Source organism: Stenotrophomonas sp. UBA7606 (genome assembly GCF_002477705.1).
Lineage (GTDB): Bacteria > Pseudomonadota > Gammaproteobacteria > Xanthomonadales > Xanthomonadaceae > Stenotrophomonas.
Genome location: NZ_DLJW01000067.1, coordinates 23,788 through 43,940 on the forward strand (window position 1 = coordinate 23,788; position 20,153 = coordinate 43,940).

At 65.1% G+C, this 20,153-nt stretch carries 15 protein-coding genes; 3 read left to right on the top strand and 12 right to left on the bottom strand.

Annotated features, from left to right (window positions below):
- Positions 1–199: 199 nt before the first annotated feature.
- Together B2527_RS08920 and B2527_RS08925 are read left to right on the top strand one after the other, a co-directional pair.
- On the top strand, positions 200–976 hold the full coding sequence (locus tag B2527_RS08920) for a HipA family kinase (RefSeq protein ID WP_293708004.1): 777 nt from the start codon (positions 200–202) through the stop codon (positions 974–976).
- Positions 954–1,346, top strand: a complete 393-nt coding sequence (locus tag B2527_RS08925; protein ID WP_293708006.1) for a DUF3037 domain-containing protein — start codon at positions 954–956, stop codon at positions 1,344–1,346. The genes B2527_RS08920 and B2527_RS08925 overlap by 23 nt, the downstream gene beginning before the upstream one ends.
- Positions 1,347–1,399: 53 nt before the next feature.
- Here B2527_RS08925 and B2527_RS08930 read toward each other — a convergent pair whose 3' ends face one another.
- From B2527_RS08930 to rpsF, 12 genes are all read right to left on the bottom strand, one after another.
- Positions 1,400–3,019: an acyl-CoA synthetase gene (locus tag B2527_RS08930; protein ID WP_293708008.1), complete on the bottom strand. Its 1,620-nt coding sequence runs from the start codon at positions 3,017–3,019 to the stop codon at positions 1,400–1,402.
- A gap of 269 nt (positions 3,020–3,288) precedes the next feature.
- A complete protein-coding gene (gene gyrA / locus B2527_RS08935; protein ID WP_293708009.1) occupies positions 3,289–5,988 on the bottom strand; it encodes a DNA gyrase subunit A in 2,700 nt (899 codons plus the stop codon).
- Between the two features lie 721 nt (positions 5,989–6,709).
- A complete protein-coding gene (mtnA, locus tag B2527_RS08940; RefSeq protein WP_293708010.1) occupies positions 6,710–7,771 on the bottom strand; it encodes an S-methyl-5-thioribose-1-phosphate isomerase in 1,062 nt (353 codons plus the stop codon).
- Positions 7,772–7,816: 45 nt separating this feature from the next.
- The gene (locus tag B2527_RS08945) at positions 7,817–8,500 is read right to left on the bottom strand and encodes a DUF3011 domain-containing protein (RefSeq protein WP_293708012.1); all 684 of its coding nucleotides are present in this window, start codon (positions 8,498–8,500) and stop codon (positions 7,817–7,819) included.
- A gap of 115 nt (positions 8,501–8,615) precedes the next feature.
- The gene (epmA, locus tag B2527_RS08950) at positions 8,616–9,524 is read right to left on the bottom strand and encodes an EF-P lysine aminoacylase EpmA (protein WP_414717046.1); all 909 of its coding nucleotides are present in this window, start codon (positions 9,522–9,524) and stop codon (positions 8,616–8,618) included.
- Positions 9,525–9,559: 35 nt separating this feature from the next.
- Positions 9,560–10,042: a GNAT family N-acetyltransferase gene (locus B2527_RS08955; protein WP_293708016.1), complete on the bottom strand. Its 483-nt coding sequence runs from the start codon at positions 10,040–10,042 to the stop codon at positions 9,560–9,562.
- A 2-nt stretch (positions 10,043–10,044) separates the two neighbouring features.
- Complete coding sequence (gene ligA, locus B2527_RS08960; protein WP_293708018.1) at positions 10,045–12,516, bottom strand: NAD-dependent DNA ligase LigA; 2,472 nt, start codon at positions 12,514–12,516, stop codon at positions 10,045–10,047.
- Positions 12,517–12,703: 187 nt separating this feature from the next.
- Complete coding sequence (gene zipA, locus B2527_RS08965; RefSeq protein ID WP_293708020.1) at positions 12,704–13,441, bottom strand: cell division protein ZipA; 738 nt, start codon at positions 13,439–13,441, stop codon at positions 12,704–12,706.
- Between the two features lie 48 nt (positions 13,442–13,489).
- Positions 13,490–16,993, bottom strand: coding sequence for a chromosome segregation protein SMC (smc, locus tag B2527_RS08970; protein ID WP_293708022.1), 3,504 nt, complete (start codon positions 16,991–16,993; stop codon positions 13,490–13,492).
- A gap of 230 nt (positions 16,994–17,223) precedes the next feature.
- A complete protein-coding gene (rplI, locus tag B2527_RS08975) occupies positions 17,224–17,673 on the bottom strand; it encodes a 50S ribosomal protein L9 (protein WP_293708024.1) in 450 nt (149 codons plus the stop codon).
- Positions 17,674–17,850: 177 nt separating this feature from the next.
- Positions 17,851–18,081 carry a 30S ribosomal protein S18 gene (gene rpsR / locus B2527_RS08980; protein ID WP_002804494.1) on the bottom strand — a complete coding sequence of 77 codons (231 nt, stop codon included), beginning with the start codon at positions 18,079–18,081 and terminating at the stop codon, positions 17,851–17,853.
- A gap of 11 nt (positions 18,082–18,092) precedes the next feature.
- The gene (gene rpsF, locus B2527_RS08985; RefSeq protein ID WP_293708576.1) at positions 18,093–18,524 is read right to left on the bottom strand and encodes a 30S ribosomal protein S6; all 432 of its coding nucleotides are present in this window, start codon (positions 18,522–18,524) and stop codon (positions 18,093–18,095) included.
- Between the two features lie 248 nt (positions 18,525–18,772).
- Here rpsF and B2527_RS08990 point away from each other — a divergent pair, with 248 nt between their 5' ends.
- Positions 18,773–19,987, top strand: coding sequence for an MFS transporter (locus tag B2527_RS08990; RefSeq protein ID WP_293708578.1), 1,215 nt, complete (start codon positions 18,773–18,775; stop codon positions 19,985–19,987).
- Positions 19,988–20,153: the final 166 nt, after the last annotated feature.

Genomic DNA, 20,153 nt, shown 5'->3' on the forward strand with positions numbered 1-20,153 from the left:
GCGTGAATGGTGGGATACGCCCGCCTGCCTCTGACGCACGCCCCGCCTGCCATACCCACCGATTCTGCGTATGCCTGCAGCGCGGTGCATGTGTCAGGAGGCATGGTGCCGCAACTGTATCCAACAAGATGCGGGATGCCACACGCCGCCGGTTCCTTTTGGGTTAGGCTGGCGGCCCCTGTCCTGCCGGTCCATACGCTTGAGAACGGTCCACGCTACCCGCTACATCACCCCGCTGCGCGAGGGTGGCTCGCTGCCAGCGGTCATCGAGGCTGATGACGACGGCATGTATGTCATCAAGTTCCGTGGCGCCGGCCAAGGGCCCAAGGCGCTGATCGCCGAGTTGGTGGTCGGCCGCCTGGCGCAGGTGCTTGGGCTGCCGATGCCCGACATCGCCCTGGTCGAACTGGACCGCGAGTTCGCCCGTACTGAACCGGATCCTGAAATCCAGGATCTGATCCGTGCCAGCGAAGGCACCAACCTGGGCAGCGATTACCTGCCGGGCGCGATCAACTATGACCCGGCGGCAATGCAACCGGACGCGGCACTGGCCTCGCGCATCGTCTGGTTTGACGCTTTCACCAGCAACGTGGACCGCACTGCGCGCAACCCCAACCTGATGGTCTGGCACCGCCAGCTCTACTTGATCGATCACGGTGCGGCGCTGTATTTCCATCACGATTGGGAAAATGCCGGCGAAGCCTGCGGCAAACCCTTCGTGCTGATCCGTGACCATGTGCTGCTGCCATTTGCCAGCGCCATCGGCGAGGCCGACAAGACACTGGTGCCCCTGCTGACTGACGAAGTCATCGACGCCATCGTCGCCGAAATTCCCGACAGCTGGCTGCAGGGCGAACCCGCCTTTGCCGATGCCACCGCCTACCGCCAGGCCTACTCGGATTACCTCAAACGCCGCCTGCAGTTACGCGAGGCATTCGTACAGGAGGCCATCCGTGCCCACGCTGCACACCTATGATTACGCGGTGATCCGCGTGGTACCGCGGGTTGAGCGCGAGGAATTCATCAACGTCGGGGTGATCGTCTCCTGCCCCCGCGCACGCCACCTGGAAGCCGCCATCGAGATCGACAGCGGCAGGCTGCAAGCCTTTGCCCCGCAACTGGACCAGCAGGCCCTGCAGCCATGGCTGGATGCGATCGTGGCGATCTGCCGTGGCGAGGCCAGCGCCGGCCCCATCGCACAATTGCCGCCAAGGGCACGCTTCCACTTTCTTACCGCCAAGCGCAGCTCGGTGGTGCAGACCTCGGTGACCCACGTCGGCCGCACCGCACACCCGGAAGGCATCGTCGAGCACCTGCTTGAACGCATGGTGCGCACGCCACGCTGATTGCGGCGCAGCTGCATTCAAACGCAATGGCCCGCTGCAATGCGGGCCATTGTTCATTCGGCTTCAAGCAGCTCCCTGGCCCTGTCACGCAACGTGAATTTCTGCACCTTGCCGGTTGCCGTGCGCGGCAAGGGGCCGAACACGAAACTGCGCGGCACCTTGAAACCGGCCAGGTTCTGCCGACAATGCGCCAGTGCCTCTTCACTGGCCAGTTCCACCTCTTCTCTCAACTCGATGAAGGCGCATGGCGTTTCGCCCCACTTCGGGTCCGGCTTGGCCACCACTGCTGCCGCCAGCACCGCCGGATGCCGGCACAACACGTCCTCCACTTCCAACGAGGAAATATTCTCGCCGCCGGAAATGATCACGTCCTTGGAACGATCGCGGATCTTCACGTTACCGTCGGCATACACCACGGCCAGGTCACCGGTGTGGAACCAGCCGCCGGAGAACGCTTCGGCGGTGGCGCTGGGATTTTTCAGGTAACCCTTCATGGTGATGTTGCCGCGGAACATGATCTCGCCCACGGTCTCACCATCCCACGGCACCGGCTGCAAGGTCTGCGGATGCAGTACCTGCATGTCTTCCTGCAACAGGCAGGCCACGCCCTGGCGGCTGTTGAGCTCGGCACGCGCGTCGACGGGCAGGCCAGCCCAGTCCGGCTGCGGCTGGCAGATCGATGCTGGCCCATAAACTTCGGTCAGGCCATAGACGTGGGTGATCTCCACACCCATCCGTTCCATCGCTTCGAGCACCGCCGCAGGCGGCGCAGCGCCGGCCGCCTGCCCCTTGATCCCGGCCAGGCCGTGCTTGCTCTCTTCCGGCGCTGCTGCCAGTGCCGCATGCACCACCGGCGCACCGCAATAGTGGGTGACGCCATGTGTGCGCATCAGGTCCAGTACCCGCCGCCGGTCGAAACGGCGCAGGCAGACCTGGGTGCCGGCCACGGCCGCCATCGTCCACGGGAAGCACCAGCCGTTGCAATGGAACATCGGCAGCGTCCACAGATAAACCGGGTGCTGTGGCATGCCCCAATCGATGATGTTGGCAACTGCATTCAGATAGGCACCACGGTGGTGGTAGACCACACCCTTGGGATCGCCGGTGGTGCCGGAGGTGTAGTTCAGCGCGATCGCACTCCACTCGTCAGCCGGCAGCTCGAACGCAAACGCCGGGTCGGCCGCGGCCAACAGCGCCTCGTACTCGATCTCGCCCAGCCACTCACCCTCCTCAACCTCGGCATCATCCACGTCGACCACCCGCGGCGGCTGCTTGCACAGCGCCAGGGCGCGCTGCATCACCGGCGCGAACTCGCGGTCGGTAAACACCACCTTGGCTTCGCCGTGGTCCAGCATGAACGCCAGGGTCCACGCATCCAGCCGGGTGTTCAGGGTATTGAGCACGGCGCCAAGCATCGCCGGCCCGTAGTGCAGCTCGATCATGGCCGGCGTGTTGGGCAACAACGCGGCCACGGTATCGCCGGCGGTGACGCCCATCGCCTGCAGGGCCGAGGCCAACCGGCGGCAGCGCTGATAGACCTGGGCCCAGTCCAGGCGCCGCTCGCCGTGGATCACCGCCAGGCGCTGCGGGTGCACGGTGGCGGCCTTGCGCAGGAAGCTGATCGGTGACAGCGCGGTGTAGTTGGCCTGGTTGCGGCCTAGGTCCTGGTACATCTGAAGCCTCTCCCTCTCCAAGGATGTTGCAGGTACAGGGTCGGCCAGAGGCCGGGCTGTTGTCGCTGCGACATTAGTCGCAGGGATTGGTCCTGGATTGCGCGCTTTCGCCCCATCCGAGGCGGCCCTCACCCCAATCCCTCTACCGCTGGCGGGAGAGGGGCTGAAACACGCTCCGCTCGCAGCCCAACGAGGACATGCCCGCAGTTTCCGTAACCCACAAAAAAAACGCCGGCTTGCGCCGGCGTTCTTCCTGCAACTCACAACGATCAGGCTTCCGGCGTCGCCGCCGGTGCTTCATCACCGCTCACTGCAACATCCTCGTCTGCCGCGTCGTCCTCAGCCTCCAGCGAGGCATCCAGGCGTTCGACCGCCTGCAGCTTCTCGCCCTTGGACAGACGGATCAGGGTCACGCCCTGGGTATTGCGGCCTACGCGCGAGATCTCCGAACCACGGGTACGCACCAGGGTGCCACCGTCGGAAATCAACAACACTTCGTCGCCGGTGCCCAGCAGCACCGCACTGACCAGCTTGCCGTTGCGCTCGCTGGTCTGGATGCCGATCACACCCTGGGTGCCCCGGCCCTTGCGCGGGTAATCCGCCAGCGGGGTGCGCTTGCCGTAGCCGTTTTCGGTCGCGGTGAGGATGTACTGCACGCCGGCATCGTCGGCAGTCTCGACAATCTCGCCGCCGTCAACCAACACGTCCTCGACGCCGCTCTCATCCTCGTTCTCGTCCTCAACGCCACCCGCACTTTCGGCGACGATCAGGCTTACCACTTCCTCGCCCTTGGCCATCTTGATGCCGCGCACGCCGGTAGCGGTACGGCCCATCGAGCGGACCTTGTCCTCACCAAAGCGCACGGTCTTGCCATTGGACGCAAACAGCAGGATGTCGCGTTCGCCGTCGGTCAGGCCAACGCCAACCAGTGCGTCACCTTCGTCGAGGTTGATCGCGATCTTGCCGCGTGCCAGACGGAACGCAAACTCGCTCAGCGGGGTCTTCTTGACCGTGCCGTTGCGGGTGGCGAAGAACACGAAATGGTTTTCATCGTACTCGCGCACCGGCAACACGGCCTGCACGCGCTCGCCGTTCTCCAGCGCGATCCAGTTGATGATCGGGCGGCCACGGGCATTGGAACCGGCTTCCGGCAACTGGTGCACGGGCAGCCAGAACACCTTGCCCGAGCTGGTGAAGGTCAACAGGGTGTCGTGCGTATTGACCAACCACAGCTGCTCGATCGAATCCTCGTCCTTGGTCGCAGCGGCACTGCGGCCACGGCCACCGCGACGCTGTGCGCGGTAGGCACTCACCGGTTGGCGCTTGACGTAACCGGCACGCGACAGGGTTACCACCACGTCTTCCGGCGCGATCAGGTCCAGGATGTCCAGGTCTTCTTCGCTGTGACGGATTTCGGTGCGACGGGCGTCGCCGAACTCGGCACGGATGCTTTCCAGCTCTTCGCGGATCACTTGCAGCAGCACATCCGGATTTTCCAGGATGCGGATCAGGCCGGCGATGACCTCCAGCAACTGACGGTATTCCTCGGTCAGCTTGTCCTGCTCCAGCCCGGTCAGGCGGTGCAGGCGCATTTCCAGGATCTGCGTGGCCTGGACGTCGCTCAGCTGGTAGTTGCCGTTGACCAGGCCGATGCCCTTGGGCAGGTCTTCCGGACGCGAGGCCTCGGCGCCAGCGGCGCCCAGCAGCGCTCCGACCAGGCCCGGCGTCCACACCTTGGAGAGCATGCGCTCCTTGGCTTCGGCCGGGTTGGCCGAGGTCTTGATCAACTCGATCATTTCATCGATGTTGGCCAAGGCAACGGTCAGGCCTTCCAGCACGTGCGCACGCGCACGCGCCTTGCGCAGTTCAAAGATGGTGCGGCGGGTGACAACCTCGCGGCGGTGGCGGATGAATGCCTCCAGCATCTCCTTGAGGTTCATCAACTTCGGTCGGCCATCAACCAGCGCTACCATGTTGATGCCGAACACCGACTCCATCTGGGTCTGCTGGTACAGGTTGTTGAGCACAACCTCGGCCGATTCGCCGCGCTTGACTTCGATGTAGATGCGCATGCCGTCCTTGTCGGACTCATCGCGCAGCTCGCTGATGCCTTCGAGCTTCTTTTCCTTGACCAGCTCGGCGATCTTCTCGATCAGCCGTGCCTTGTTCACCTGATACGGAATCTCGGTGACGATGATCGACTCGCGGCCGTTGTCGGCCACTTCGATATCGGCCTTGGCACGGATGCGCACGCGGCCACGGCCGGTGCGGTAACCGGCAATGATGCCGGCGGTGCCGTTGATGATGCCGGCGGTGGGGAAATCCGGGCCCGGGATGTATTCCATCAGCCCATCCACGTCGATCGACGGCTCGTCGATCAGCGCGATGCAGGCATTGATGCACTCGGTGAGGTTATGCGGCGGGATGTTGGTGGCCATGCCCACCGCGATACCGGCCGAACCGTTGACCAGAAGGTTCGGGAACCGGGTCGGCATGACCGTCGGCTCCAGCTCTTTTTCGTCGTAGTTGGGCTGGAAATCGACGGTTTCCTTGTCGATATCAGCCATCAGCTCATGCGTCAGGCGCGACATGCGCGCCTCGGTGTAACGCATGGCTGCCGCCGAGTCGCCGTCGACCGAACCGAAGTTACCCTGGCCGTCCACCATCATGTAACGCAGCGAAAATGGCTGCGCCATGCGCACAAGCGTGTCGTAGACCGACGCGTCGCCGTGCGGGTGGTACTTACCGATCACGTCACCGACGATACGCGCCGACTTGTAGTACGGCTTGTTGCTGTGCGCACCGAGTTCGTTCATGGCGAACAGGACACGGCGATGGACCGGCTTCAGGCCATCGCGTGCATCGGGGAGTGCGCGGCCCACGATCACGCTCATCGCGTAATCGAGGTAGCTCTTGCGCATCTCGTCTTCCAGTTTTACCTGGATGATTTCCTTGGCGGTTTCTGCCATTCGGGTTCCGTTGTCAGGTAGCGATCCTGCCCGGCGGCACTCCCTTGACGGGCCGAGTGCCGGGCTCTGGGATCAACCTACGGAGTCTATCACAAAAGGCGCTTTTTCGCCGCCAGTTGAGGGACTTTTACCGGAACAAATCAGGAACTTAGGGGCAGTCCGCAGGTGCTGCCACAAGCTACTGGGGCAATCCCGTGCAGACTGGACTGCCGGACCCGGTTACGGCATTGAATAGGTGCCGGATCTGCGCGTGGGACGGCTGGGGAGTCGGGAGATGGCTGAGCTTGGGGGCGCCAGGCTGGGCCCTTGCCGAGCATGGCTCGGCACTACACCTGGTGGGTGAGGTTCGTTGGGGAAATCCCTGCCGAACATGGCTCGGCACTACCCCTGGTGGGTTGAGGTTCGTTGGGGAAGCCCCTGCCGAGCATGGCTCGGCACTACACCTGGTGGGTCGAGGTTCGTTGGGGAAGCCCCTGCCGAGCATGGCTCGGCACTGCACCTGGTGGGTTGAGGTTCGTTGGGGAAGCCCCTGCCGAGCATGGCTCGGCACTACACCTGGTGGGTTGAGGTTCGTTGGGGAAGCCCCTGCCGAGCATGGCTCGGCACTACACTTGGTGATTGAGGTTCGTTGGGAAAGCCCCTGCCGAGCATGGCTCGGCACTACACCTGGTAGGTTGAGATTCGTTGGGGAAGCCCCTGCCGAGCATGGCTCGGCACTACCTCAGGCGAAAGCCGCTGCCATGTTGGCCCGGTCCGGCTTCAGGATCACACCGCGCTCGGTGACGATGGCATCGATCAGCTCGCCCGGGGTCACGTCGAACACCGGATTCCAGGCCGCGATGCCCTCGGCCACGGTACGCACGCCACCCACGCCAAACAGCTCGCCCGGGTCGCGCTGCTCGATCTCGATCTCGTCGCCGTGGGCCGTGCCCATGTCCACCGTCGAGGAAGGTGCCACCACCATGAACTTCAACCCATGATGGCGGGCGGCAATGGCCAGCTGGTAGGTGCCGATCTTGTTGGCGGTATCGCCATTGGCACAGATGCGGTCGGCACCAACGATCACCCACTGCACCGCGCCGGTCTTCATCAGGTGCGAGGCCGCCGAATCCGCCACCAGGGTGGCGTCGATACCGTCCTGCTGCAACTCCCATACGGTCAGGCGCGCGCCCTGCAGCCACGGCCGGGTCTCACCGGCGAACACGCGCTCGATACGCTGCTGCGCCTTGCCTGCACGGATCACGCCCAACGCCGTACCGAATCCGGCTGTGGCCAGCGAACCGGTATTGCAATGGGTCAACACACCGCTCCCCGGCGTGATCAAGGCGGCACCCAAGGCACCCATATGGCGGTTCGCCGCCAGGTCCTCATCGGCAATGGCCTGGGCTTCCAATGCCAGCACCTGCTTCCAGTCAGCACCGGCCCCCTGCAGTGCACGACGCATGCGGGCCAATGCCCAGGCCAGGTTGACGGCAGTCGGCCGCGACGCGTTCAGGCGCTGCAACGCCGGCTCCAGAGCCTGCAGCGCGGCAGCACCGTCAGCGGCCTGCACTTGCCGGGCCGCCAATACCGCACCCCAGGCGGCGGCAATGCCGATGGCCGGGGCACCGCGCACCGTCAGCGCATGGATGGCCTCGGCGACGGCGTCACTGTCCTGGCACAGCACATGCTCCACCACGAAAGGCAGCTTGCGTTGATCCAGCAGTTCCAGCGCTTCGCCGGTCCAGCGGATCGGGCGGATATGGTCGTAACGGGCGTAATCGATGGCGTGGGTGTCGTTCATGGCGCCATTGTAATCGGCGCCATCGCCATGGCGCGCATCACCCGCTCAATCTGCGGAAAACTCGGCCCTACACCCTTTGTCCACCCATACCCCGAACCGGTCCCAGCCCCAGCTGTCGCCCTCCTTGCAGGGGGCATTGGACAACTGCTTCAGCAAGGTGACCCGGTGAGTCACGCTGACACCGCACTCCCGCCGCAATTCGCCCTTGGACTCACAGGTGATCCGGCGCGGCACATCGACAAAGCCGGAGCCGTCCTCGGCACCGACTTCAAACTGTCCCTGGCAGCCCCGGCTGACCCAGATCTCGTTGCGGCCATAACCCCAGCTGCGGCCTTCCCGGCACGGCAGCACCGATTGTTGGCGCAGCAGGCGCACAGGTGCACCACGCAATACCACCGGGCAAACCTCCACCCGGCCCTTGGATTCGCAACGGACCACGCGCCGGGTGAGCCGCGTTGACTGCGTGCGCGGCGCGAACTCGGCGCGGCAGCCGTCACTGACCCAGACCTCACCCTGCTCGAAGCCCCAACTGCTTTCGCGGATGCAGTCGCGCACCGACAGCTGGCGCACCATCTGCACCCCCCGATCGGTGTTGATCGGGCAACTGACGCGCAGTTCGTCTTCGGATTCGCAGCGCACCACGCCGGTGGCCGGTGCCGCCGCAGCATCCTTCACCGCCGCAAACAGCGATGGCGAGACCAGCAGCAGCACGCCGCAGAACCACTTCATCCGCTCGATCCCTCCCGCCCTGATGGATATCGCTTGCAAGCAGCCTGCCTCAGACCATGTGAGTACCGCATCATCATGGCCGCAGGGCCGTGGCCCGTCCATGACAGGAATCAATTCAGGCGTTGGCGAAATCGTAGGCCAGCACGTCGGCGATGCGTGTCGTCCCCGCCAGCGCCATCAACAGGCGATCCACGCCCACCGCCACGCCTGCGCAGGCCGGCAGCGCGGGCAATGCAGCAAGAAAGCGTTCATCCAACGGCGGCAACACCGCGCCACGGCCGGCCCGGATGTCCAGATCGCGCGCAAACCGTTGCCGCTGCTCGTTGGCATCGTTCAGCTCATGGTAGCCGTTGGCCAGCTCCACTGGCCCCAGGTAGAGCTCGAAGCGCTCGGCCAAGGGCGGCTCGCCCGCGCGGATCCGCGCAAGCGCCGCCTGGCTGGCAGGCCAATCGTGGATCACGGTGATGGCGTCGTTGTCGAAAAGCGCCTGGATGCGATGGCTCATCAGCAGATCCAGCCAGTCGTCGCGGGTGAGCCCGTCCGGCTGGATGCCCAAGTCGCCCAACCCGGCCCGCAACTGCGCCTCGCTGGCGACAAAGGGGTCCAGCCCCACGCCATCGATGAACAATTGCCTGTAACTGACGATGCGCACCGATGCCGGCGACCGGCCGACCAACTGCAAGGCCTGCTGTACCAGCGCGATGGTTTCCTGGATCAACTGATGATGATCCCAACCCACCCGGTACCACTCGAGCATGGTGAACTCGGGGTTGTGGCGGCCGCCGGCTTCGCCATTACGGAACACCCTTCCAAGTTCATAGCAGTCACCAACGCCGGCCGCCAGCAGGCGCTTGAGCGGGTATTCCGGCGAGGTTCGCAACCAGCGCACGGGCGAACCGGCATCGACATGACCACTGAAGCGGGTGTGGAAACCCTCGATGTTGGGTTCGGTATTGCCCGCTGCCGACATGATCGGGGTTTCCACCTCCAGCACGTCGCGACGGGCGAAGAAGTCGCGGATCATCGCGTTCAGGCGCGCCCGACGCCGCAATGCCTCGATCACGAATGCAGGCTCCCGGCGGTGCCTGTCAGCGGCAGGGTCAGGATGTCGCGTTCGTCATCGCGATAGCCGGCGGCCAGGTACAAGGCCTTTGCCTTGGCGTTGTGATGATTCACTTCCAAGCGGATCACCGCTGCGCCCTGCCCGGCCGCCCAGTCGCGGGCGAGCGCCAGCGCCTGGTGGCCCCAGCCGCGGCCGCGCGCCACCGGTGCCAGATACAGTTCGTCCAACAGCACGAAACGCCCGCCCTGTTCGACGCTGAAGCACCAGCCCAGGGTGACGTAGCCGGCCAGCTCGAAGTCCTCGGCCGACAGCAGCAACACCGCACCAAAATGCGGATTTTCCAATACCGCCTGCAGCCCCGGCTCCACCAGCTGCGGCAGGTAAGCAATGCTGTCTTCCGCATAGAAGTCGCGCACCATCGCGATCAGCTGCGGAAAGTCATCCGGCCCGGCAACCCGGACCTGCAAGGTAGTGCTCATGTTCATTGCCCATTATCTGCGAGGTAAGCCAACAACTGCGCCTCGTCCCAGACCGGGACGCCGAGTTCGTTGGCCTTGTCCAGCTTGGACCCGGCTTCACTGCCGGCAACCACGAAGCTGGTCTTCTTCGACACGCTGCCGGCCACCTTCGCGCCCAGCGCTTCCAGCTTGCCCTTGGCCACATCGCGACTCATCTGCTGCAAGGTACCGGTCAGCACTGCGGTCTGCCCTTCCAGCGGGCCAGCCGCATCTACCTGCGCCTCCGGTGTGATACGCAACAAGGTATCCAACGCCTGCCCGGCGGCAGTGAGCAAGCCAGCGTTGGCATCCTCCTCCAGCCAGCGCACCAGTGCATTGGCAACTTCCGCGGGCAACCCGGCAGTGACGAAGTTGTGCGCGCTCTCGTCGCGGATCGCCTCCACCGACGGGAATGCCTCGGCCAGTTGGCGTGCACGCACGGCGGTGACCTTGGGAATCTCCAGGTCGGCCAACAGCGTGGCCAGTGACAATTCCGCGCGCAGCCTGGGATGGGGTGCATGCGTATCGCTGATCTGCACGCCGCGTGCCAACAGCGCGTCGATGGCCTGCTGGTTGCCCGGCTGCGCCATGAAGTGGCCAATCGAACGCGCCACTTCACCGCCGATATCCGGCACCCGCTTGAACAGCGGCCAGGGCAGATGGCGGATCCGTTCCAGGTCACCAAACCACACCGACAAGGCCTTGGCGGTGCTCTCGCCGACATGCTCGATGCCCAGCGCGAACAGCAGGCGCTCCAGCGTGGTGTTGCGGCTGGCGGCGATCGCGGCGATCAGGTTGTCGGCCCACCTGGTGGCGATCTTCTTTGTATTCCACTCAAAACTGGCCGGCACGGACAAGGCCTGTGCGCGCCAGGCGGCATCACCCGCATCCAGCTTGAGAATGCGATTGAGCGTCTCGCCACTGCCTGCCGGCTGCAGATGCAGGCGCAGCTGCGACGTCAGGCTTTCCGGTGAGTCAGCATCCAGCGCCAGCTTCAACACCAGCAGTTGATCGCGGCTGAGCGCATACAGGTCGGCGACGCCGCGCACGATGCCCGCATCCACCAGGGTCTCGATGTACTTGTCGCCCAGGCCGTCGATATCCATGGCCTTGCGTGAGGCGAAATGCGCGATGGCTTCCTTGCGCTGCGCCGGGCAGCTCAACTCGCCCGAACAGCGCCAGGCGGCCTCGCCTTCCTCGCGCACGACCTCCGCGCCACATACCGGGCACTCGCGCGGCATCTGCCACGGCGTGGTGCCTTCCGGGCGCCGCTCGGCGATGACGCTGACAACCTCCGGAATGACGTCGCCGGCACGGCGCACGATCACCGTATCGCCCACCCGCACATCCAGCCGCGCGATCTGGTCGGCGTTGTGCAGGGTCGCATTGGTGACTACGACGCCGGCCACATGCACCGGCTTGAGCCTTGCCACCGGCGTCGCCGCCCCGGTACGGCCGATCTGGATCTCGATGGCTTCAACCGTGGTGGTCTGTTCCTGCGCGGGGAATTTATGCGCGATGGCCCAGCGCGGCGCGCGGGCGACGAAGCCCATTTCCTGCTGGCCCTCGCGGTCGTCCAGCTTGTAGACCACGCCGTCGATGTCATAGGCCAGGCCGTCACGGCGCTCGCCGATATCGCGGTAATAGGCCAGCAGGCCTTCGGCCCCCTGCACCACCTTGCACAGGTCGCTGACCGGAAAGCCCCAGCGTGCGAGCTGCGCCAGCGTTGCCGAATGCGTATCGGGCAGTTCACCGCCAGCCACCTCGCCCAGCCCGTAGGCATAGAAGCTCAATGGCCGCTGCGCGCTGACCCTGGGATCAAGCTGGCGCAACGAACCGGCGGCGCCATTGCGCGGATTGGCCAGCACCTTGCCGCCATGCAGGCGTGCCTGCTCGTTGTAGCGCTCGAAATCGGCACGCGGCATGTAGACCTCACCGCGCACTTCCAGAATTTCTGGCCAGCCTTCACCAAGCAGCTGCTGCGGGATCACCTTGATCTGGCGCAGGTTGGCGCTGACGTCTTCGCCGGTGGCACCATCGCCACGGGTCGCGCCCTGCACGAACACGCCGTGCTCGTAGCGCAGGTTGATAGCCAGGCCGTCGAGCTTGGGCTCTGCGGAGAAGAACAGTTCGCGGCGATGCAGGCGCTCGTCGATGCGGCGCACGAAATCGTGCACCTCGGCATCGCTGAAGGCATTGCCCAGCGACAGCATCGGCACCGCATGCACTACTTCGGGAAAGCGCGAAGACGGCTTTCCGCCGACCTGATGGCTGGGCGAATCGGCGCTGTCCAGTTCCGGGTGCGCGGCTTCCAGTGCTTCGAGCTCCCGCATCAAGCGGTCGTACTCGGCGTCCGGAATAATCTGTTCGTCCTGCTCATGATAGGCGCGCGCGGCAGCGGCCAGCTGGCGGCGGAGTTCGCTGATGCGCTGGATAGCGGCGGTAGTCTGATTCATGCGGCGATTTTACCTGCGCGGAGTGTTGGCGCGGTAAAAGCAGCTGCTGCGAGTGCAACCATGTTTGCTGCGAACAGCACCCCTCCCCGGCCCTCCCCTACGCTGCGCGCAAGGGAGGGGGAAAAGATAAGCCCCCTCCCTTTGCCGCAGGCAAGGGAAGGGTTGGGGAAGGGTGGCGCTTAAGGCTTCACCAACGCGGCGACTTGGTCAGCGGCGGCGCCTGGTGCTGGCGGTCATAGGCGCGCAGGTCATCGCGGATGTGGGCGATGCGCTGGCGACCCAGTGCGTTGCGACTGTCATCCAGCACCACGCCATCAAGCAGCTCGCCCATGCGTTGTACGGTCGGCAGCATCTTTTCCCAGGCGTCGAGCGCGGTCATCGGCGCCGGCAGAGTCAGGAAGAACGCGATGGCCGGGGTTTCCAGTTCGCGGATGGTAGCCATGTCGAAGCTGCCCGGCTTCATGATGCTGGCCATCGAGAAGATCGGGCCGCGCTCGGGGTGGCCTTCCACCAGACGGTGGAACACGTTCATGTAGCCGAAAACCAGGCCGGTCTTCTCCGCCGCCACCACGATGTCCTCGCCGCGCAGCACCTGACCGGCGCGCGCCGCCACATACAGCGACACGATCTTGTCGAAGTCCTGGCTGGGCCGCTTGCCCAGGTCGCTGGCGTTGGCCGCCTCCACGTCGGGCAAGCCCAGTTCAGGCTGACTGACCTGCTCCCCCTCCACCGCGGGCGCCACGCTGTCGCCATCACCCTCAAGATCGCCTCCCAGCACCGGCTCGCGGCGCTGACGCTCGGCGTCGGCCGGCTCCTTGCGCTTGCCCTGGGCAAGCCGCTTGGGGCGACCGAACAGGAAAATGGCTGCTATCAGCAGCACCCCGGCAACCAGAATGCCGATACGCAACAGTGCCATGTCGGACATGCGTTGAAGTCTCCGGATTAATCGTTCAGATGATTACAGAATGGCACGTCAGGCCGCGCCCGCCAATCGCGCGGCTTCTTCCAGGTCCACGCTGACCAGGCGGCTGACGCCCGGCTCGCGCATGGTCACGCCCGACAACTGATAGGCCGCCTCCATGGTCGCCTTGTTGTGGCTGACGAACAGGAACTGCACCTTCTCGCTCATTTCCTTGACCATGTTGGCCAGACGGCCAACGTTGGCCTCGTCCAGCGGCGCGTCCACCTCGTCCAGCAGACAGAACGGCGCCGGATTGAGCTGGAAGATGGCAAACACCAGCGCCACCGCGGTCATCGCCTTCTCGCCGCCGGACAGCAGCGAGATGCTGGACACGCGCTTGCCAGGTGGCCGCGCCATGATGGTGACGCCGGTGTCGAGCAGGTCTTCGCCGGTCAGTTCCAGATAGGCGTGGCCGCCACCGAACAGGCGCGGGTACAGCGCCTGCACGCCGGCATTGACCCGGTCGAAGGTGTCCTTGAAGCGGCCGCGGGTTTCCCGGTCGATCTTGCGAATGGCGTCTTCCAGCGTTTCCAGTGCGGTATTGAGGTCGACGTTCTGTGCCTCAAGGTACTCCGAGCGCTGCGAAGCCTCACCGTACTCGCTGATGGCCGCCAGGTTGACCGGCTCGAGCCGACGCATGCGGCCGTCGATCTGGTGCACCGCCGATTCCCAATCGGACAGGCGCGCCTCCTCGGGCAGGGTATTGATCACGTCCTGCAGCACGAACCCGGCCTTCTCCACCGCCGCCGACAGCTGCTCGGCACTGAGCACCAGTGCCTGCTGGTCGAGCTTGCGCTGGGAGATACGCTCGCGCTGCGCCAGCGCCTGTTCGTCGCGCTGGTGGCGGGTCTGCTCCAGGCCGCGCAGCTCGGCGTCAATGCCTTCCAGCAAGGCCCTGGCCTCGCCCAGTACGCGCTCCGCCCGTACCCGCTCGGCCAAGGCATTCTGGTGCTCGCTCTCCAGCGTCTGCACCGGGGTATCACCGTCATCCAGCTGCAAGTGCAACTCGCCCAGGCGTGAATCCAACTGCCCGCGCTGGCTGGACATGCGTTCCAGCGCCTGGCTCAGCGCACTGATCTGGGTACGCTGCGATTCCAGGGTCAACGCCAGTGCATGCATGCTGTCACGCACGTTGCGGGCCGCATCGCGGGCCGCGTCGCGAGCCTCGCCCAACTGCCGACGCTCGCCCTCCAGCGCCTGCCGGGCCGACTCCAGGTCGCCCATGCTGTTGACCGCTTCATCAAGGCGGATGCGGGCTTCGCTGGCCTGTTCGCGACTGGCATCCAGCGTTTCCAGCAACTGGGCCAGTTCGCTCTCGATGCGCTCGATGCGGGCGCGGGTGGTGTCCAGGCGTCCCTGCTGGCTCTGCAGCTGACCGGCCAGCTCAGAGCCGGCACGGTGCGCCTGATGGAGCGCACGCTGCGCCTCCTCGCGCTGCTGCTCGGCTGCCAGCAATTGCTCGCGACCGCTACCCAGCCGGGTATCCAGGGTGACTTCGCGCTCCTGCAGGGTTTCGATCTGTTCGCGCAGGGTCACGATCTCGCGCTCGCGCAGCAAGGCCCCCTGCTGCGCGGCACCCGAGCGCGACAACTGCAGCCAGCCCTTGCCCAGCCGCTCGCCGTCGCGGGTGATGACCGCTTCGTCCTCGCCCAGGCTGGCCTGCAGCGCCCGTGCCGCGGGCAGATCATCGGCACCGTGCAGGTGCGCCAGCATGCGCCGGATGGCCAGCGGGCCTTCCACTCTGGACGCCAACGAGGTGGGCGCGAACGAGGCCTTGCCCGGCGCCGCCGATACCAACGCCAAGCGCCCTTCGCCGAGCTCGGCCAAGGCATCGACCAAGGTCTCCGGCGCGTCCACCAGCACGGCTTCGATCAGCTGGCCCAACGCGCTTTCGACCGCGTTTTCCCAACCCGCCTCGACGCTGATGCGTTCACCCACGCGCGCCGCCGATTCCAGACCCTGCGCCTGCAGCCACGCCAACGCAGCGCCCTGCTCCTGGCCCAGCGCAGCCTGCTGCAGGGCTTCGAGCGAAGACAGCCGGCCGCGCGCGGCCTGGGCCTGCTTGCGCACTTCGGCCAGCTCGGCCTGCGCTTCGCGCTGCTGGGTTTCCAGCGTGCTGACGGACGCCTTGCGTGCCTCTACCTGTTCTGTCAGACCCTCGACGGTGAGCTTCTGGGTTTCGTGCTGTTGCTGCAGTTGCTCGAAGGCCTCGCTCAGGGCGGCCAGATCCAGGCCCGCACGCTCCCCCTGCAGGGCCTCGCGGCGGCGGTCAGCCTCCAGCACCTGTTTGTCCAGGTAGTCGACGCGGGTGCGTTCGACCTCGCCCGAACGGGTCGCTTCGGAGGTATTGCGGTTGTGCGCTTCCCAGCGCTGCTGCCAATCGGTCAGCCGGCCTTCGGCTTCGCGCAGCGCCTCCTGGCGGATCTCGTTCTCTTCCTGCAGCTGCTCCAGCTGCGGCTCGGCGTTCTCCACCGATTCGCGCAGCACGATCAGCTTGGCCTCGTCGCCGCTGATGTGCTGGCCGAGCTCGGCAAGTGCCTGGCGGGTTTCGTCGCGCGCTTTGTGCAGGCGCTGCGCCATTTCCCGCTGGTGCTGGATCTGCTGCTCCAGGCGGGCCAGGCTGCTGCCTACCTGGTAGACCTCGGCCTGTGCCTTGTTCAAATTCTCGGCCGCTTCCTCGCGCCGCACGCGGCCCGTCTCGATGCGACTCTCGGCCTCGCGCTGCTCGGCAATCAGCTGCTGCAGTTTGGTCTCCTCGCGCGACAACGCCTCGCGCAGACCTGCCAGGCGCCCATCCAGCCCGCGGAACTCAAGTGCCTTCCACTCCGCATCCTTCACCCGGCGCTCTTCCTGCAACGTCTGGTACTGCTCGGCCTGGCGCGCCTGCCGCTTGAGATGTTCCAGCTGCTTGCCGATCTCCTCGCGCAGGTCGTTGAGCCGGTCCAGGTTCTCGCGCGTATGGCGGATGCGGGTTTCGGTTTCCTTGCGGCGCTCCTTGTACTTGGAAATGCCAGCCGCTTCTTCCAGGTAAACGCGCAGGTCTTCCGGGCGCGCCTCGATGATCTGGCTGATCATGCCCTGCTCGATGATCGAGTAGCTGCGCGGGCCAAGGCCGGTGCCCAGGAACAGGTCGGTGATATCGCGGCGACGGCACTTGGTGCCGTTCAGGTAGTAATTGCTGCTGCCGTCACGGCTGACGGTGCGCTTGACCGAGATCTCATTGAACGAGGCGTACTCGCCGGAGATCGTGTGGTCGGTGTTGTCGAAGATCAGCTCCACCGTCGCCTGCGACACCGGCTTGCGGCCGGCAGACCCGGAAAAGATCACATCGGTCAGCGAATCGCCACGCAGGCGGCTGGCCGAGCTCTCCCCCATCACCCAGCGCACCGCGTCGATGATGTTGGACTTGCCGCAGCCATTGGGGCCGACGACACCGGTCATGTTGGTCGGCAGGTGCAACGTCGTGGGGTCGACGAAGGACTTGAAACCGGAGAGCTTGATCGTGGATAGACGCATGGAATCGGGCTGTTGGCGGACATCGGCAGCCACTGCCGACACCCGGAGGGAAGTTCCGGAAGTTCCATCTCCATGCTCAAGTCATTGATATCCCCGGGGATTCAATAGACCAAACACAGTACTGGCACCCGAGTATAGCGACACCCAAGGCAGCCGCCAGTCGCGCCAGCGGGCCACCAAAACAAACGGGCGCCTTTCGGCGCCCGTTGCGTGCAGCTTTTACCGCAGGATCAGGCGTCGGCTTCGACGATGACCTTGACGGTGGTTTCCACGTCGGCGTGCAACTTGACGATGACGTCGAACTCGCCCACGTTGCGGAAAGCGCCTTCGCCCAGGATCACTTCGCTCTTGCTCAGCTCCAGGCCGGCAGCGGTGAAGGCTTCGGCGATGTCGCGCGGGCCAACCGAGCCGTACAGCTTGCCTTCGGTCGAAGCGTGCGCACCGATGGTGACGCTGGCGCCTTCGAACTTGGCAGCACGGGCCTGGGCTTCGTCGTGCGAGGCCTGGGCCTTGGCTTCGTACTCGGCGCGCTTGGCTTCGAACTCGGCGATGTTGCTTTCGGTGGCCGGCACGGCCTTGCCCTGCGGCACCAGGTAGTTACGGCCGTAGCCCGGCTTGACGTCGACCAGGTCGCCCAGGCCGCCGAGGTTGGTCACTTTCTGTACGAGAATCAGCTTCATGGAATTTCTCCGTTATTCGTTAGCGATGCCCGAGGCACCGCAACGCTTGCTGTCCGAATAGGACGGGTTTGAGGCGAGAAGCGAGTAAAGAGGAGTGTGAAACGAGGGAGGGCAAAGCGCCCCACTCCCACTTCTCACTTCTCATCGCGGCGCATGCGCCGCGACTCGTTTCCGCACTCAGACGTCGTGGTTGTCCGTGTACGGGATCAGGGCCAGGAAACGGGCGCGCTTGACGGCCGTTGCCAGCTGGCGCTGGTACTTGGACTTGGTGCCGGTGACGCGGCTCGGAACGATCTTGCCGTTCTCGGTCAGGTACTGGCGCAGGGTGTTGAGATCCTTGTAATCGATCTCTTTCACGCCTTCAGCGGTGAACTTGCAGAACTTGCGGCGGCGGAAGAACTTGGACATGAAAGTGCTCCTTATTCAGCAGAAGCGGCGTCGTCGCCGGCTTCGTCATTGTTGGAAGATGCACCTTCTTCGTCGTCACGACGACGGCGCTCGCCACGCTCGGGCTTGTCGCCCTTTTCGTCCTTGCTCTTCATGATCAGCGACTGCTCGGTGTCAGCCTCGTCACGCTTGATGACCAGGTTGCGCAGCACGGCGTCGTTGAAACGGAAGCTTTCGGTCAGTTCGTTCAGAACCGACTGGTCAGCTTCGATGTTCAGCAGCACGTAGTGGGCCTTCACCAGGTTCTGGATCGGGTAGGCCAGCTGGCGGCGGCCCCAGTCTTCCAGACGGTGGATGGTGCCGTTGCCGGCTTCGACCAGCGCCTTGTAGCGCTCGATCATGGCGGGGACCTGTTCGCTCTGGTCCGGATGGACCAGGAACACGACTTCGTAATGACGACTCATGTTTTCATACCTTTCGGATGTGGCCCTGATGGGCCGGACAGCCCCCCGCCGTGGTTTGCGGTGGGGCAAGGGTTCCTGCACCGGAAGCGCAGGAAGCCGGGCATTATCCACTGCGCAAGACCTTGAGGCAAGTCGCCCGGCTGGCGCAACACAGCATCCGGCCTCGAAAAGTCACTGAGGCAGGCTGATTGCTGCGACGCAACAGTACACTATGTAACCGCTTACACACCCCGCCCTCCGGACCCGACGTGACTACTCAGCCTTCCTTGGCCGCCTTGCTGACGCCCCGCCAGCGCACCCTCATCCTGATCGCCCTGTCACTGGGCGGTTTTGCCATCGGTACCAGCGAGTTCGCCAGCATGGGTCTGATGCTGGAGATCAGCCGCGGCCTGGCCATCAGCGAGGCCCAGGTCGGCCATCTGATCAGCGCCTATGCCATCGGCGTGGTGGTAGGCGCGCCGTTGCTGGCCTTTGCTGGCGCCAGCCTGCGCCGCCGCACCCTGCTGCTGTGGCTGATGGGCTTCTATGCCATCGGCAACCTGGCCAGCGCACTGGCCCCCAACTATCCCAGCATGCTGCTGGCGCGGTTCGTGGCGGGGCTGCCGCACGGCGCTTACTTCGGCGTGGCAATGCTGGTTGCCGCCTCGATCAGCCCACCGGAACAACGCGGCGCCGCCGTCTCCAAGGTCCTGATGGGCCTGTCCATCGCCATCCTGCTGGGGAACCCACTTACCACCTGGCTGGGCCAGCAGTTCAACTGGCGCAGCGCCTTCGTCCTGGTCAGCCTGCTGGCCATCGCCACGGTGACCATGGTCGCGCGGCAGCTGCCGCCTGATCCGAGCGAAACCCGCACCTCGCCGATGCGTGAACTGCGCGCCTTCAACACCCCCCAGGTGTGGCTGGCATTGGCGATCGGCGCGATTGGATTTGCCGGCATGTTCTGCGTCTTCACCTATCTGGCCCCGACTCTGGTCAATGTCACCGGCATCAATGAACGCTGGATGCCGGTAGCGGTCGGCCTGTTCGGCGTGGGCGCCATCATCGGCAACATTGCCGGCGGCAAGCTGGTGGACCGGCTGCAGTTCCGCGCCGCCGGCGTGCTGCTGGCCTGGTCGATCCTGGTATTGCTGCTGTTCCCGCTGGCCGCGCATTCGGCCTGGGCCATGGTGCCGGCGATCATCGCCGTGGGCACGATGGGCGCCCTGGCCGTGGCCCTGCAGACGCGGCTGATGGACGCTGCCGGCGAGGCCCAGACCCTGGCCGCTGCCTCCAACCATGCCGCCTTCAATACCGCGAACGCATTGGGCCCGTGGCTGGGTGGCATGGCGATTGGCGCCGGCTACGGTCACGCCTCCACCGGTTATGTGGGCGCAGCGACCGCGGCGGCAGGCTTGTTGCTGTGGGGTATTGCGGTGATGCTGCAGTGCCGCCAGGACGCACCGGCGCAAGTGGCTGCCGACTGACGTAGTGCCGAGCCATGCTCGGCAGGGGCTTTCCTGGCAAAGCCAACCCGTAGTGCCGAGCCATGCTCGGCAGAGGCTTTCCCGGCAAAACCAACCTGTAGTGCCGAGCCATGCTCGGCAGAGGCTTTCCCGGCAAAACCAACCTGTAGTGCCGAGCCATGCTCGG

Excerpts from the sequence above, each read along its gene's own strand:
- rplI (WP_293708024.1), bottom strand. The coding sequence starts at position 17,673 with ATGAAGCTGATTCTCGTACAGAAAGTGACCAACCTCGGCGGCCTGGGC.
- B2527_RS08955 (WP_293708016.1), bottom strand. The coding sequence starts at position 10,042 with ATGAGCACTACCTTGCAGGTCCGGGTTGCCGGGCCGGATGACTTTCCG.
- ligA (WP_293708018.1), bottom strand. The coding sequence starts at position 12,516 with ATGAATCAGACTACCGCCGCTATCCAGCGCATCAGCGAACTCCGCCGC.
- gyrA (WP_293708009.1), bottom strand. The coding sequence starts at position 5,988 with ATGGCAGAAACCGCCAAGGAAATCATCCAGGTAAAACTGGAAGACGAG.
- rpsF (WP_293708576.1), bottom strand. The coding sequence starts at position 18,524 with ATGAGTCGTCATTACGAAGTCGTGTTCCTGGTCCATCCGGACCAGAGC.
- epmA (WP_414717046.1), bottom strand. The coding sequence starts at position 9,524 with ATGATCCGCGACTTCTTCGCCCGTCGCGACGTGCTGGAGGTGGAAACC.
- mtnA (WP_293708010.1), bottom strand. The coding sequence starts at position 7,771 with ATGAACGACACCCACGCCATCGATTACGCCCGTTACGACCATATCCGC.
- smc (WP_293708022.1), bottom strand. The coding sequence starts at position 16,993 with ATGCGTCTATCCACGATCAAGCTCTCCGGTTTCAAGTCCTTCGTCGAC.
- rpsR (WP_002804494.1), bottom strand. The coding sequence starts at position 18,081 with ATGTCCAAGTTCTTCCGCCGCCGCAAGTTCTGCAAGTTCACCGCTGAA.
- B2527_RS08945 (WP_293708012.1), bottom strand. The coding sequence starts at position 8,500 with ATGAAGTGGTTCTGCGGCGTGCTGCTGCTGGTCTCGCCATCGCTGTTT.
- zipA (WP_293708020.1), bottom strand. The coding sequence starts at position 13,441 with ATGTCCGACATGGCACTGTTGCGTATCGGCATTCTGGTTGCCGGGGTG.
- B2527_RS08930 (WP_293708008.1), bottom strand. The coding sequence starts at position 3,019 with ATGTACCAGGACCTAGGCCGCAACCAGGCCAACTACACCGCGCTGTCA.